14 protein-coding genes are annotated in these 14,230 nt (G+C 43.5%); 13 read left to right on the top strand and 1 reads right to left on the bottom strand.

Translation table 11 applies throughout. The features are described 5' to 3' along the window. Positions 1-2: 2 nt before the first annotated feature. The 7 genes from DM09_RS01870 (at position 3) to arsC (ending at position 4,512) form a co-directional block, all read left to right on the top strand. A complete protein-coding gene (locus DM09_RS01870; RefSeq protein ID WP_038247133.1) occupies positions 3-623 on the top strand; it encodes a flavin prenyltransferase UbiX in 621 nt (206 codons plus the stop codon). A 3-nt stretch (positions 624-626) separates the two neighbouring features. Continuing rightward, positions 627-878: an accessory factor UbiK family protein gene (locus tag DM09_RS01865; protein WP_038247131.1), complete on the top strand. Its 252-nt coding sequence runs from the start codon at positions 627-629 to the stop codon at positions 876-878. 3 nt (positions 879-881) lie between these two features. Next, positions 882-2,384 (top strand): YifB family Mg chelatase-like AAA ATPase, encoded by a 1,503-nt coding sequence (locus DM09_RS01860; protein ID WP_038247129.1) that lies wholly within the window; start codon positions 882-884, stop codon positions 2,382-2,384. A 327-nt stretch (positions 2,385-2,711) separates the two neighbouring features. Beyond that, complete coding sequence (locus tag DM09_RS01855; protein ID WP_038247127.1) at positions 2,712-3,380, top strand: SDR family oxidoreductase; 669 nt, start codon at positions 2,712-2,714, stop codon at positions 3,378-3,380. 48 nt (positions 3,381-3,428) lie between these two features. Beyond that, positions 3,429-3,674 carry a hypothetical protein gene (locus tag DM09_RS01850; protein ID WP_038247124.1) on the top strand — a complete coding sequence of 82 codons (246 nt, stop codon included), beginning with the start codon at positions 3,429-3,431 and terminating at the stop codon, positions 3,672-3,674. Continuing rightward, positions 3,674-4,165 (top strand): FKBP-type peptidyl-prolyl cis-trans isomerase, encoded by a 492-nt coding sequence (locus tag DM09_RS01845; RefSeq protein WP_038247122.1) that lies wholly within the window; start codon positions 3,674-3,676, stop codon positions 4,163-4,165. Before DM09_RS01850 ends, DM09_RS01845 begins: the two co-directional genes overlap by 1 nt. Further along, a complete protein-coding gene (gene arsC, locus DM09_RS01840) occupies positions 4,165-4,512 on the top strand; it encodes an arsenate reductase (glutaredoxin) (RefSeq protein WP_038247120.1) in 348 nt (115 codons plus the stop codon). The genes DM09_RS01845 and arsC overlap by 1 nt, the downstream gene beginning before the upstream one ends. A 75-nt stretch (positions 4,513-4,587) precedes the next feature. Here the strand turns inward: arsC and DM09_RS01835 are convergent, their stop codons facing one another. Continuing rightward, positions 4,588-5,436 carry a restriction endonuclease gene (locus DM09_RS01835; RefSeq protein WP_232507720.1) on the bottom strand — a complete coding sequence of 283 codons (849 nt, stop codon included), beginning with the start codon at positions 5,434-5,436 and terminating at the stop codon, positions 4,588-4,590. Between the two features lie 233 nt (positions 5,437-5,669). Here DM09_RS01835 and DM09_RS01830 point away from each other — a divergent pair, with 233 nt between their 5' ends. The 6 genes from DM09_RS01830 to DM09_RS01805 all read left to right on the top strand — a co-directional run bounded on the left by DM09_RS01830 (position 5,670) and on the right by DM09_RS01805 (position 14,198). After that, entirely contained in the window at positions 5,670-6,527 is an 858-nt protein-coding gene (locus tag DM09_RS01830) for a glycine--tRNA ligase subunit alpha (RefSeq protein WP_081881047.1), read from the top strand. Next, a complete protein-coding gene (gene glyS / locus DM09_RS01825) occupies positions 6,524-8,605 on the top strand; it encodes a glycine--tRNA ligase subunit beta (protein WP_038247114.1) in 2,082 nt (693 codons plus the stop codon). Before DM09_RS01830 ends, glyS begins: the two co-directional genes overlap by 4 nt. Next, positions 8,606-9,292: a RadC family protein gene (gene radC, locus DM09_RS01820; RefSeq protein ID WP_038247111.1), complete on the top strand. Its 687-nt coding sequence runs from the start codon at positions 8,606-8,608 to the stop codon at positions 9,290-9,292. A gap of 258 nt (positions 9,293-9,550) precedes the next feature. Beyond that, complete coding sequence (locus tag DM09_RS01815) at positions 9,551-10,792, top strand: TolC family protein (RefSeq protein ID WP_198401640.1); 1,242 nt, start codon at positions 9,551-9,553, stop codon at positions 10,790-10,792. Then, positions 10,789-13,890: an efflux RND transporter permease subunit gene (locus tag DM09_RS01810; protein WP_051937923.1), complete on the top strand. Its 3,102-nt coding sequence runs from the start codon at positions 10,789-10,791 to the stop codon at positions 13,888-13,890. The genes DM09_RS01815 and DM09_RS01810 overlap by 4 nt, the downstream gene beginning before the upstream one ends. Next, positions 13,887-14,198, top strand: a complete 312-nt coding sequence (locus DM09_RS01805) for a DUF3240 family protein (protein ID WP_038247107.1) — start codon at positions 13,887-13,889, stop codon at positions 14,196-14,198. The genes DM09_RS01810 and DM09_RS01805 overlap by 4 nt, the downstream gene beginning before the upstream one ends. Positions 14,199-14,230: the final 32 nt, after the last annotated feature.

The raw sequence follows: 14,230 nt of genomic DNA, 5'->3' as shown, positions 1-14,230 counted from the left end.
TCATGCGTAAACAAAAACATAGCCCCATTATTATTGCCATGACTGGTGCATCGGGCGCACCTTATGCGCTGCGTTTGATTGCGCGACTCGCCAAACAAGAGATTGTATTACACCTACTCATTTCCGATGCGGCGCGTGTGGTGTTGGATAAAGAATCGAATTTTAAACTGACCGCTAACCTTGATGATATGGCACAAGAAATCGCTGATTTTGTGGGTGTGGATGCCAAGTATTTAACCTGTTGGGGTAATAAAGATTGGATGTCACCTGTAGCATCGGGTTCTGCGGATATGCAGGATATGGTGGTTGTACCCTGTTCTATGGGGTCGTTGGCGCGTATTGCCACGGGCGCATCGAGTAATTTGATTGAGCGGGCAACCGATGTGATGCTTAAAGAGCGTAAGAATTTGGTGCTTGTGCCACGTGAAACACCGTTATCGGAGATTCATTTGGGTCATATGTATAACCTATCCAAAATGGGTGTTCGCATTATTCCTGCCATGCCAGGTTTTTATCATGAGCCGAAAACGATTGATGATTTGGTGGATTTTATGGTGGACAGAATTATGGATCATTTAAATGTAGATGATGGCACAAATATTCGTTGGGGAAGTAAGGAGTAAGGCATGGCAGTAGATAGCAAAACATTAGATGATATTTCAGAAAAAATTGCAGCAGGCATCAAAATGCTTGGTGGCGTAAAAATGGGTGCAGAAGCCCAAATTCAAAACATTGTTGAAGGCGCATTGGCACACTTTGATGTGGTCACCCACGAGCGTATGGAAGTACAAGAAGCCATGCTCAAAAAAGCGCGCGAAGATTTGCAAAAGATGGAAGAGCGTATTGCCAAGCTAGAAGAACTACTGAAAAACAAATAGTTTATGTTAGCAAGATTGGCTAGTGCATCACTTCGTGGGCTTGAAGCGGAAGCTGTTGATGTTGAGGTGGATTTATCACGGGGTATGCCTTCGTGGAGTTTGGTGGGGCTGCCTGATGCAGCGGTTCGTGAGGCCAGAGATAGAGTTCGCGCTGCTCTTCTCAATTCTAATTTTGAATTCCCATTAAGACACATAACCGTAAACTTAGCCCCTGCGGACAAGCGTAAAGACGGTTCACATTTTGATTTGCCCGTGGCTGTGGGTTTACTGATGGCATCGGGTCAAATTCGTGTGGAAAATGAAAGCAGGCTGCCTTTTATGGTGGGCGAGCTTGCATTGGATGGTCGCCTAAACCCTGTTGCAGGCGTATTACCGCTCACCATGTTTGCGCAAAGCCAAGGTTTTAAAACCATGATTGTACCACTCGCTAATGTGGAAGAAGCAGCTGTGGTGCAAGGTATTGAAGTGATTGCGGCGAGTAACTTGCTGGAAGTGGCAGCTCACATTCAAGGTAAACGGTTGTTACAACGTTTTAAACCTGTCCAACCCGTAGAGCATTATGATGAACAAGCTTTAGACCTCAAGGATGTACGCGGGCAACAACAGGCGCGCCGTGCTTTGGAAATTGTTGCCGCTGGCGGTCACCACCTTCTTATGAGTGGCCCTCCGGGTTCAGGTAAAAGTATGTTGGCATCACGTTTACCTAGTATTCTTCCTGAATTGACCGATGAGCAGCGTTTAGCTGTAGCGCGAGTATATAGTATTGCAGGTGAAGCTCGCCCACCCATGTCATCTATACCACCATTTAGGTCGCCCCATCATTCAGCATCGGATGTGGCTATGATTGGAGGTGGTCAGATTCCCAAGCCAGGGGAGGTAAGTCGTTGTTTACATGGAATTTTATTTCTTGATGAACTTGCTGAATTTAAACGATCCGTGTTGGAAGTGCTACGTCAACCTTTGGAAAGTGGTACTGTAAGCATTGCACGAGCTGCTGATACGTTAACATTTCCTGCTGAATTTCAGTTGATTGGTGCGATGAACCCATGCCCTTGTGGTTATTTGGGTCACCCGACCAAAGCTTGTCGATGTTCACAAACGCAAGTGTCTCGCTATGTAGGTCGTATTTCAGGACCATTGTTAGACCGCTTTGATATTCGTATTCATGTGCCACCTGTGGATCATGAAGAGCTTACGCAAATGCAGGCTGGCGAATCATCGGTGGAAGTGAAAGCGCGTGTACTCAAAGCACGAGCCATTCAATATGCAAGACAAGGTGAAGTGGTGAATGCGCGGTTATTGCCCACAGCTTTGGAAGAACATGCCAAGCCTGATGCACAGGGTGCAGAACTATTAACCACAGCACTCAATCGTTTTGGTTTATCAGCACGCAGTTATCATCGGACTTTAAAAGTGGCACGAACGATTGCCGATTTGGCAGGTTCTGAGCATGTGATTTCGGAACATATTGCGGAAGCTTTGCAATACCGAGGGGATAGCGAATGAGGGTTAAAGTTGTTTTGGTCTTTTTTTTGGGTTAGATTATGTATCTTATATACTTCGATAATCACATACACAGTCAGTATAATAAACTTTCCCGAAGGGATAGTTTAACAAAGACTGTTTCTATGTTGTGCGAACCAATCAAGACATCACAATGCAATGAGTATTTAGCTTGGGGCTCAGAAATGTTGGGTGAAGACAAAGCAGGGTTGTGTAAAAAGATGTTATGGTTTGGTAAAACAGGTGGTGAAATGTGGACAGTTGGGTTTGATAAAAATGATAGGCTAGTATCAAATTATCCATGCTGTTTCGCCATAGGAGGTTAAAGAGATGAATATAGTTATTACAGGTGCAAACCGTGGTTTGGGTTTAGGATTTGTTCAGCATTATTTAAACAAAGATGATGAGGTTTGGGCATGTTACCGCTCAAACTTAGATGGGCTTGCGGACATCAATAATAACAAACTACATACGGTACAATTGGATGTTAGCCAAGATTTTAATGTGGATGATTTAAGCTTGCCAGCTAGCATTGATTTGTTGATTAATAATGCAGGCATTTATGGTCCGTATGGTGGGCAGGATTTGGATAGTATTACATCAGATGCCATGTTAGAAGTGTTTAATGTAGATTGTGTTGGTCCATTGCGCGTGGTTCAGCAGCTTAAAGACCGTATGATTCAAGCAGGTGGCACCATCGCAAATATCAGCTCCAAAATGGGCTCAAGCGATGATAATGGAAGTGGTGGCACATATGCTTACCGTGCAGCGAAAGCGGGTTTAATCATTGTTTCTAAATCTATGGCGATTGATTTAAAGCCGTCGGGTGTTTCGGTTATCACCCTGCACCCAGGTTGGGTAAGCACAGATATGACGCACCAGTCTGGTTTGATTGATGTGCAAACATCGGTGGCAGGTATGACGGATGTGATAAGTCGTGTTGATGATTATGAGCTGGGGCAGCTTGTTGCTTTTGATGGCAAGGTGATTCCATTTTAATAAGGTTATCAAAATTGACATTTTTTATGCGTGTGGCTGTATTGCGCTATGGTTGGTAAATACAAAACGGCAGAAACATGGCGAGATGATGCCATGCAACGTGAGCATAGTGTTTCAGATGTTGAAATTGCAAGCCGTCGCAAACAGGCAGAGGCACACTACGAGAAAGAAGGTGTGACACCTGATGCCGACACGCTTGCTGACCATGAATTATTTATTTTAGGTAAAATGGATATGCAGGAATATGAACAATATTTGCTGTTTAAACATAGCCAAAACCAAGGAGACACTTGATGTCAGAATTAAGTATTGCAGCAAATAAAGCCGTGGAAATTCATTACACATTAACCAATGATAAAGGTGAGACTGTGGATTCATCGCGTGGTGAAGCGCCATTGCCATATATTCATGGCATGGAAAACTTGGTGCCTGGTTTGGAAAAAGAATTGGAAGGCAAAAAAGTGGGTGATGTGATTAAAACATCAGTTGCACCTGCTGAAGGTTATGGTGAGCGCAACCCTGAGCTTACACAAGCCGTGCCACGTGATGTGTTCCAGTTTGATGGTGATATTGAGGTGGGTATGCGCTTTGAAGCTGAAGCGGAACACGGTGTTGAGTTGGTGACAGTGGTTGCAGTGGATGATAAAGTGGTCACCATTGATGCCAATCACCCGCTTGCAGGTGAAACTTTAAACTTCGATGTTGAAATCTTGAGTATTCGTGATGCAACTTCAGAAGAATTAGAGCATGGACATGTACATGGCGAAGGCGGCTGTGGTCACTAATGGCTATTCAAATATACCATAACCCAAGATGCAGTAAATCTCGAGCAGCTTTAAACCTTTTAGAAGAAAAAGGTGTGGAGCATGAGGTTATCGACTACCTTAAAAATCCACCTACGATTGAAGAGTTAACAGCTATTCTCGATAAGTTAGGCATGGAGCCGCAAGACTTGATGCGCAAAGGTGAAGCCGAATACAAAGAATACATCCAAGGCAAAGATTTAAGCCGTGATGAATTGATTGCGTTGATGGTGGAACATCCCAAAATGATTGAGCGCCCGATTGTTGCCAACGACTTAAAAGCTGCGATTGCAAGACCATTGGAGTTAATTTTACCGATTATTGCTTGATGAGGTGAGGGGTTTAGCCCCTCGCTTTTTGGCTAAAAGGGTTCTGACCCAGAGTAAGTAGGGTTTCCTAATAATCTATATGTCTTCGGCATCAAAAAAATCATTATCTAGCATTTTTACTTCATAGTGACTTTTTATTTGCACACCAACATTAAATTTATGCATTAAATCTACAAGTTTTGAACCATCGATTAAAATGATAGTATGATGCGCATCCCTTGTTTTGGTTTTTGCTTTTTCATCAAAAGATGACGTGGTAACAAATATGCCTTTACGAGTGTCTCCACTCATAGCACCAATAAAATTGCGTATATCAGTTTCTCGCACTTTATTAGTAGTATAGCGCTTTGCTTGGATATATATTTTTTCTAAGCCCAATTGGTCTTCATTTATTATTCCATCTATCCCACCATCGCCAGACTTAGCTGTTTCGATAAAGTCGCCATAGCCCATTTTTTTAAGTAAAATTAAAATAATTTTTTCGAAAGAGTAGGGGTCAACCTCTTTTAGTTTTGAAAGCAGCTCATCTTTTACTTCTCTTTCAATTTTTTCAAATCCTAGATCAATAAGGTCTTGCGGTGTAGCACTAGCTTCAATATTTGTATTTGGTGATGATTTGTTTTCAGGCTCATACAACCGAATGACGTTAGATTGAATTTCTTGTAATGATACATTTTGTAGCGTTGCTTCTTTTCCTTTTTCGGTAATTTGAACATGCCCTCGTTGGGGGTAATGAACAAGCCCTCCCTTTTTTAGGTAGGTCTTACCCCAGCTAATTCTATCTTCTATTAACCTACGCCCACTTTTTGTTGTTTGTTCAAGAAGTTCTGGAGGCAAGTCAGAGTAAAATTTTTCTTCGACAATTCTAACCAAATCGCGACCTTTTATTACTTTTCCATCATTTAGGACTTCTAAAATAGGCATGAATGTGTCATTAAACTTTGGTAACTCCATCTATGATAGTCTCTTTTGCATTTGCTCATGATTTGCAGAGCGTAAGGGTTTATGCCCTGTTAATTCAATATTCATAGGCATATCATGCAAGACTAAACGCATAAATGCAATCTGTGCCAAGTTTGTAATGACGAAAAAACTGATGTCGATATAGTTCGAGCAAGAAAGATTATTGTTTTAAGCTAGGCATCGGAGTTTTTACCGTGACATTTCAAGATTTATTGCTGACATTGCAACACTTTTGGGCAAAGCAGGGCTGCGTGGTTCAGCAGCCTTATGATAGCTCTATGGGTGCTGGCACATTCCACCCATCCACCTTTTTGAGGGTGTTGGATGATAAAGATTGGCGCACGGCTTATGTGCAGCCGTGCCGCCGCCCAACCGATGGGCGCTATGGTGAAAACCCCAACCGCTTACAACATTATTATCAATTTCAGGTGATTCTAAAACCTGCACCTGATGATATTTTGGATTTGTATTTGGCATCTTTGCGTGAAATCGGCATTGATACTGATGTTCACGATATTCGTTTTGTTGAAGATGATTGGGAATCGCCAACACTTGGCGCATGGGGTTTGGGTTGGGAAGTTTGGCTTAACGGCATGGAAGTAACTCAGTTTACCTATTTTCAACAGGTGGGTGGCGTTGAATTACCGCGCACCCCAGGCGAGATTACTTATGGCTTGGAACGCTTGGCGATGTATATCCAAGGCGTAGAAAATGTGTATGACCTGATTTGGGTGGAGCAGCCTGATGGCAAGCAAGTGACCTATGGCGAAGTGTTTTTACGTAATGAGCAGGAATTTTCAGCGTATAACTTTGAACATGCCAACATTGAATTTTTACAACAGCAATTTGACCAAGCTGAAGGCGATTGCAAAAAGCTGGCAGAAAATAACTTGTTTTTACCTGCCTACGAAGAAGTGATTAAAGCATCTCATGCCTTTAACTTGTTGGATGCAAGGGGCGCGATTTCGGTGGCTGAGCGGCAACGCTTTATTGGGCGTGTTCGTGGATTATCACGCACCGTTGCCCAAGGGTATGCGGGGGTGGAATCATGAGTGATTTGAAACCACTATTGATTGAAATTGGTGTGGAAGAAATCCCCGCAGGTGTTGCACCTCGTATGGGCAGCGCACTTCAAGCTGCGTTGGTGAAATTGTTTAACGATGCGAATTTAGATGTGTCGGATCTGCGTTTGGGGGTGACCCCGCGCCGTTTGTTGATTCATGTTGCAGCGTGCCCAACCATGCAAGCCGACAGCGAGCAAGTGATTTGGGGGCCGCCTGAAAATATCGCGCTCAAAGATGGCGAGCCAAGCAAAGCAGCAGAAGGATTTGCCCGTAAATCGGGTTTAAGTGTATCTGACTTTGAATTTACCGATAAAGGTGATGGTAAAGCCAAATATATGAAAGCGGTTATCACCGTGAAAGGGCGCAAAACGATTGATATTATTGCTGAAGCCATGCCTGCAATCTTGCGCGGATTGCCAAGCCCCAAACAAATGCAATGGCAAGATGGTGAGAGCCGAGGCGATAGTTTTATTCGCCCCATCCGTTGGATTGTGGCGCGATTGGGTGATGATGTGTTGGACTTTTCCTTTGCTGGTATCCAAGCAGGCAAACAATCCTATGCCCATCGCATGTGTAAAGATGCCAAGGGTGACATCAGTGTAACAGATCCATTTGCGTGGTTAGAAGAGCGCATGGTGATTGCCGATAGAGATGCGCGCAAAGCAAGTATTGTGCAAGGTTTGAACAATGCAGCCAAAGCTGTAGGTGTGGCTTTGGTCGAAGATGATGCTTTGGTTGAAGAAGTCACCGACTTAACCGAATGGCCGCATGTGATTACAGGCAAATATGAAGAGAAATTCCTCGCTTTGCCGATTGAAGTGAGCCGCATTGAGCTGAAACATCATCAACGCTGCTTCTCAACCAAAGATAAGGATGGTAATACATCCAATGTATTCTTTGCTGTAGCAAACATCAAATCCAATGACCCTGCTATGGTGGCGCATGGTAATGAGCGCGTGGTCAATGCACGCCTTGCTGATGCTATGTTTTTCTTTGAGCGTGACCCCAAAGAAAGCTTAGAATCACGTGTAGAAAAACTATCGGAAATTGTGTTCCAAGATGGCTTAGGTATGGTGGGTGACCAAGTACGTCGTTTGCGTGGTTTTGTACTTGATAATGCAGATAAGCTGGGTGTCGATGCCAATGATACGCAACGCGCTGCATACTTGTGTAAATCCGATTTAACTACTGGCTTGGTGGGTGAGTTTCCTGAACTTCAAGGTTATATGGGCGGCATTTACGCCGAAATGGATGGTGAAAATAAAGAAGTTGCTGAAGCGATTAGTCAACATTATGCCCCCGCAGGTGCAGATGATGACTTGCCGACTTCGTCGATTGCCAAAGCGATTGCTGTGGTGGAACGCGCAGATAAATTGTTGGGTTATTTCCACTTGGGTAAAATCCCAACTGCGAGTGCTGACCCGTTTGCTTTGCGTCGTGCAGCCATTGGTCTTGTGCGCTTGTTGGCAGATGAAACCAATCCGGTTGATATGACCTTGCAAGAGGTGTTGCAGGAAGCTTCCAAGCAATGGAATCAACAGCGTGTGACGATTACGATTAGTGATGAAACACAAGCGGCAGTGCTGTCCTTTATTCATGAGCGTTTCTTGGGTTTATCTGATGGTTTTGATGTGACCAAACCTGCATGTGATGCGGCATTGGGTGCAAACCTAGCTTTGCCACTGCATAAACATTTGCAGGTGGCGCGCTTGTTAACAGGTTTTGCCGATTCCGAAGCGGGGCAGGCTGTGGCGGCAGCGAATAAACGCATTGCCAACATTCTGAAAAAAGCAGGTGATGTGAGCAGTGATATTGATGAATCATTACTTGTGGAAGATGTGGAAAAAGCGTTGTTCTCAGCATTGCAGAAAGCTGAGAGTAACTTCCCCGATGATGCAGAGGCTCAACTTCAAGTGTTGGCAGGCTTACGAGAGCCTGTGGATGCCTTCTTTGATGGTGTAATGGTGATGGCGGATGATGATGCGATTAAAGTCAATCGTTTGGCGTTGTTATCGCGTTTGCGAGGCTTGTTTTTGCGCCTTGCGGATGTATCGAGGCTTGCCTGATTGGTAGATAAGTCTGTTCAAGGGCATAGAGCTCGGTTAAAACAGCGTTTTACCGAGCATGGTCTTGATGGGTTCCATGAATATGAAGTGTTGGAATTGCTGCTGACGTATGCAATTCCGCGCAAAGATGTAAAACCCGTTGCCAAGCGATTGATGGTACAATTTCAAACTTTAGCGGGTGTGTTTGATGCACAGGTTCAAGAGTTGCAAACGGTTGAAGGTTTGGGTAAAGAATCTGCGCAGCTCTTAAAACTCTTGAAAGCAGCGCAAGTGCGTTACCTTGAATCGGAACTGGCATCAAAACCTAAGCTAGACTCACCTGAAACAGTTAAAGCTTGGTTGCGCCTTAAACTTCAAGAAAAAAGTATTGAATATTTTGGTGCGCTGTTTACCGATCAACAAAACCAGTGTATTTCTACTGAAATACTGTTTGAAGGCACGGTTGATAGAGCAGTGGTGTATCCCCGTACTTTGATTAAACGCGCTTTGGAGTTGGATGCCAAAGGATTAATTATTTTTCATAACCATCCAGCAGGCACAGCTTTAGCCAGTGAACAAGATATTGCATTAACAAGGCAATTGATTGAAGCTTGTAATACGTTAGACATCAAACTTTTGGACCATTTTTTATTGGCGGGTACACAAGTATTGTCCTTCCAAGAACAAGGTTGGTGGCCCCAAAAATAGTACACGTTATTTGATGCATATAAACAACCTTGCCAAATCTTTTTAGAGTTATCGATTATATTTATGCTTAAACATTTTTTATAATCTTAACATGAGCTTAATACTTGTTTACCAGCATGCGCTGCAATCAAATAAGGTAGTATGGTGTTTGATAATATCAAAGAACAAGGGTTGTTTATGAGCATTGGATATTTAGTACCCAGTAGCAAGTTAGGCTTGTTGTGCTTAAAATTTTCACTTACCGGTAGCATTTTATTCATGTCATCGCTGGCATTGGCAGGTGAAAATAAATTATCACTTACGCTAGAAAAAAGTATTCATATTGGCATAAGTAATACACCAGAAATGAAAGCGGCACGGGCGCAAGTTGGTATGCAACAAGGGAAAGTTAAGCAGAGCACAACCTGGGCAAATCCGAATGTAAGTGTGCAAGCCGATAATTTTTTGGGTATTGAAGATGCTGCTGGTGGGTATGACTTTACTGAAGTTGCAGTGTCGCAAGCTATCCCTGTTTTTCGTGCTGCAAAACAACAAAAACAAGCAGAGTTGGGTGTAGCCAAAGCTGAAGCCATGTATCAACGGCAACAATTACAATTGGAACATACCATTGCACAGTCTTTTTATGATGTGCAAATGAAACAAGCAATCTTGCGTTTAAGTCAACAGCGTTTGCGTGAAATTAAGAAACAGGAGCACACAAAGGATAATTCTGATCCATTGGTACGTTATTTAACGCCTTTGGAAGAGATGCGTTTAAATATTGCGCAAGAAACAGCCAAACAGCAGCTTGCCAAAGCAGAGGGTTTGTATCACGAAGCGTCTTTAAATTTTAAAGCTTTGCTTGGGTTACCTTTGGAAAAGACATTGGTTTTTCCTGCTTTGCAGCCTGTGACAAAAGCTTATCCACGCAGCATATTGGATGCTGCTTTAGCACAGCATCCTGCGCTTCAAGTCAGCAGGCAAGCGATTGCAGAAGCTGAAGCAGGTATTGCTGTAGCGTATGCTCAACGCTTTGCCGACCCCGTGGTCACACTTTTTATGCGTAAGGACTTTCTCGCTGGTCAACGGGATACAGTGACAGGTTTGGTATTGAGCATGGATGTGCCGTTGTGGAATCAGAACCAAGGTGGGGTTAACCAAGCCAAATATAGTGTACAACAAAATCAGGCTGCATTAGCAGCGACGCAGCGTGATTTGCAAGTGAACGTGTATAAAAGTTTTTTGCATGTGCAGCATTTGATGAAGCAAGCCAGTCATTACAAAAAGAAGGTGCTTAAACCAGCGAAAAAGATGCTTCGATTAACCAATCAGGCTTTTGATGCAGGTGAATTGAGTGTGTTGAATGTGGTTGATGCTTATAAGACCTCTTTTGATGCGCAAGCTGCATATATCCAAATGTTAACATCAGCTTGGCAAGAGCTTGCCTTGTTGCGTTTGAACGCAGGTATTTCGGTGATTGGTTATACCGATAGCACACCTGAATTGGAGACAACACCATGATTGCTGCTTTGATACGTTTTTCCCTTACACAACGTTTGATGTTACTCATCTTAGCGGCGGCTTTGGCAGCTGGTGGTTTGTGGTCATTTAAAACCTTACCTATTGATGCATTTCCCGATATTTCTTCGCCACAAGTACAAATTATTATCAAAGCACCTGGTTTATCGCCTACAGAAGTGGAAAGCCGAATCACATTCCCTGTGGAAATGGAAATGCAGGGTTTACCAAAACAGAAAGTTTTACGCTCTGTGACCAAGTCGTCTTTGAGTATTATCAAAATTGATTTTGAGGATGGCACAGATATTTACTGGGCTAGGAATCAAGTTACAGAGCGACTCAATCAAGTTTGGGGAAAGTTACCTAAAGGTGTTGCTGGTGGTTTAGCACCAATTACAACCCCTTTGGGTGAAATTTTCATGTACCGCATAAAAGGTGAGAATTATACCAATGCTGAACTGCGTTCTCTACAAGATTGGACGATACGCCCACGTTTACGCACCGTAGATGGTGTTGCGGATGTTAACTCGCTGGGTGGTGAAGTACGTGCCTTTGAAATCAACCCAGACCCTAAAGCTTTGATTCGTTATGGGTTAAGTATCCAGGATATTCAATATGCTTTAGAAAAAAATAATCGCAGCGCTGGTGGCGATAGGATTGAGCGTGATAAAACTATGTTATTGTTGCGTACTGTGGGTTTATTACGTAATGCTGATGACATTCGTCGCATTACAGTAGCTGTGCGTAATGGTGTACCGATTTCATTGGATACGGTTGCTGATGTGCATATGGGTTCACTCACACGTTATGGTGCTGTGACTGCCGATGGTGAAGGAGAAGTTGTTACAGGGCTTGTCTTGTTACGCAAAGGTGCGAATAGCCGAACAACCATTGAAGGGATTAAACAGGAGCTAGAGGCACTGAAAACAAGCTTGCCTAAAGGTGTCACACTGGTTCCCTTTTATGATCGAAGTGAGTTGGTTTCAGCAGCCGTGTTTACGGTAGAAAAAGCCTTGTCTGAAGCAGTTATTTTAGTGTTGTTGGTTTTAATTATTATGTTGGGCAACTTGCGCGCTGCGTTAACGGTTGCAATTATTTTGCCGCTTTCCGTGTTGTTTACCTTTATTATGATGCATCTAACAGGTATTTCCGCCAACTTGATGACGTTGGGTGGGCTTGCCATTGCCATCGGTATTCTGGTGGATGCCGCAGTGGTGGTTGTGGAAAATATTTATGAGCGTTTAAGCCATGCTCCCAAAGGCGTGAGCAAGCTGCATATTGTGTACCGTGCAACCACGGAAGTGGCAACACCTGTCATCAGTGGCGTATTGATTATTATTGTGGTGTTTTTGCCGCTATTTAGCCTCACAGGGCTGGAAGGGAAAATGTTTATGCCACTGGCTGCTACCATTTCTTTTGCCTTGATTGGCTCGCTTATTTTGTCACTCACTGTGATTCCAGTGGTCTCTAGCTTGGTCATGAAAGGTGGTAGTGAAGATGACGGTTGGCTGATGCGCACACTCAAGAAAGTTTACCGTCCTGTGGTGAATGCGGCACTTCGTTTTCGTTTGGTTGCTGTGACTTTGTCTGTGACGATGCTGGTGGGAGCACTTTCGTTATTTCCGTATATTGGTAAAGAATTCATGCCGATTATGGATGAAGGTTCTACAGTGATTTTGATGGAAAAAGCATCGGATGTCTCGTTGAAACATTCCTTAGCCTTGGATGCACCTATGCAAAAGGCATTTATGGAAATCCCTGAAGTGATTGGTGTTGTTTCGCGTACAGGGGCTGATGAGCTGCGTATGGATCCTATGGGTTTGTATCAAACCGACAATTTTATTATTACCAAACCCAAGGATGAATGGACAATTGATCAGGCAACATTGCTGGAAAAGCTACGTGAAAAAATGAAGCGGTTTGACGGCATTGATTATGCATTTTCACAGCCGATTGATATGCGGGTGTCTGAAATGTTAACGGGGGTGCGCTCTGCTATGGCCATCAAGTTGTATGGTGATGATTTACAAACTTTGGAGCGTTTATCTGCGGAAATTGAAAACATTGTATCCCAAGTGGATGGTGCCGTTGATATTTTTAGAGGTAGATTATCGGGGCAAACGTATCTGCAAATCGATATACTATCCGAAGCGATTGCCAAATATGGTTTGCATGTTGAAGATATCAATATGTTGATTGAAACAGCAGTTGCAGGTCAAGTTGTCACTGAAATTATTGAAGATAACCGCCGTACATCTGTGTTATTGCGTTATGCTGCAAAAGATCGTACTTCGGCTGAAGATATTCAAAATTTATTGGTGACCACACCACGTGGTGCCAAGGTTCCATTGCATATTTTGGCTAAAATTCATGAAGTGGATGGACCTGTGGAAATCGCCCGCGAATCAGCACGGCGCCAAGTGGTGATTCAGGCGAATGTTGAAGGGCGTGATGTGGTGAGTTTTGTTGAGGATATTCGCGCGCAAATTGAAAGTAAAATAAAATTTCCTACGGGGTATTATGTTACATTTGGTGGTCAGTTTGAAAACCAACAACGGGCGGCAGACCGTTTAAGTTTGGTTGTGCCTATTGCGATCGTGCTTATTTATTTGATGCTGTTTGTTACTTTCGGTTCATTGCGTCAGGCAGGTTTGATTATCATGAACATTCCGTTTGCCATGATTGGTGGTGTGGTGAGTTTATATTTATCGGGTTTGTATTTATCCGTGCCTGCATCGGTTGGTTTTATTACCTTGTTTGGGGTGGCGGTGCTCAATGGCGTGGTGATGGTGACATTCTTTAACCAGCTGCGTGAAAATGGACGCAGTGTGCTTGAAGCGGTCAAAGAGGGTGCAGAACGTCGCTTACGCCCAGTATTGATGACAGCCATGATTGCTAGTTTAGGTTTAGTACCATTGCTGTTTGCGACAGGGCCAGGTTCTGAATTGCAGCAGCCTTTGGCTGTAGTGGTGATTGGTGGTTTACTCAGCTCTACATTGCTCACACTTATTCTTTTGCCAACATTGTATGCGTGGCTGGAAGAGAAAAATGAACATAAGGTGCAGCATGATGCAGTAAAACCACAAGAGGAGCTGGTATGAAGCAATTAACACTGGTGATGGGTTTGAAAGCACAGCAAGACGTTTGCGATTATTTGCGAACCATGCCGCAAATCCAAGGGTTTACTTTGAGTCATATAGAAGGGCATAGTGAACAGTCAGAAACAAACCCTTTTCTTTCTGCACGTGATAAGGTGGTGGGTTATACCCCCCATGTGCGTATTGATGTTGTGTTAAGTGCTGTGGATATTGCAGATGTATTGCAGGCATTGAAAAAGCTTAGGCAAGAAGGGCATATCAAAGAGTTGTTTTATTGGGTTGCCCCCGTTGATGAGGCAGGGCATTTATAACATGCATGGCTTGCTTATCTTGATGCTGAGGC

Source organism: Ghiorsea bivora, from assembly GCF_000744415.1.
Taxonomy (GTDB): domain Bacteria; phylum Pseudomonadota; class Zetaproteobacteria; order Mariprofundales; family Mariprofundaceae; genus Ghiorsea; species Ghiorsea bivora.
The sequence above is the reverse complement of the archived record's forward strand: the minus strand, read 5'-3'. Positions and strand labels throughout refer to the sequence as shown.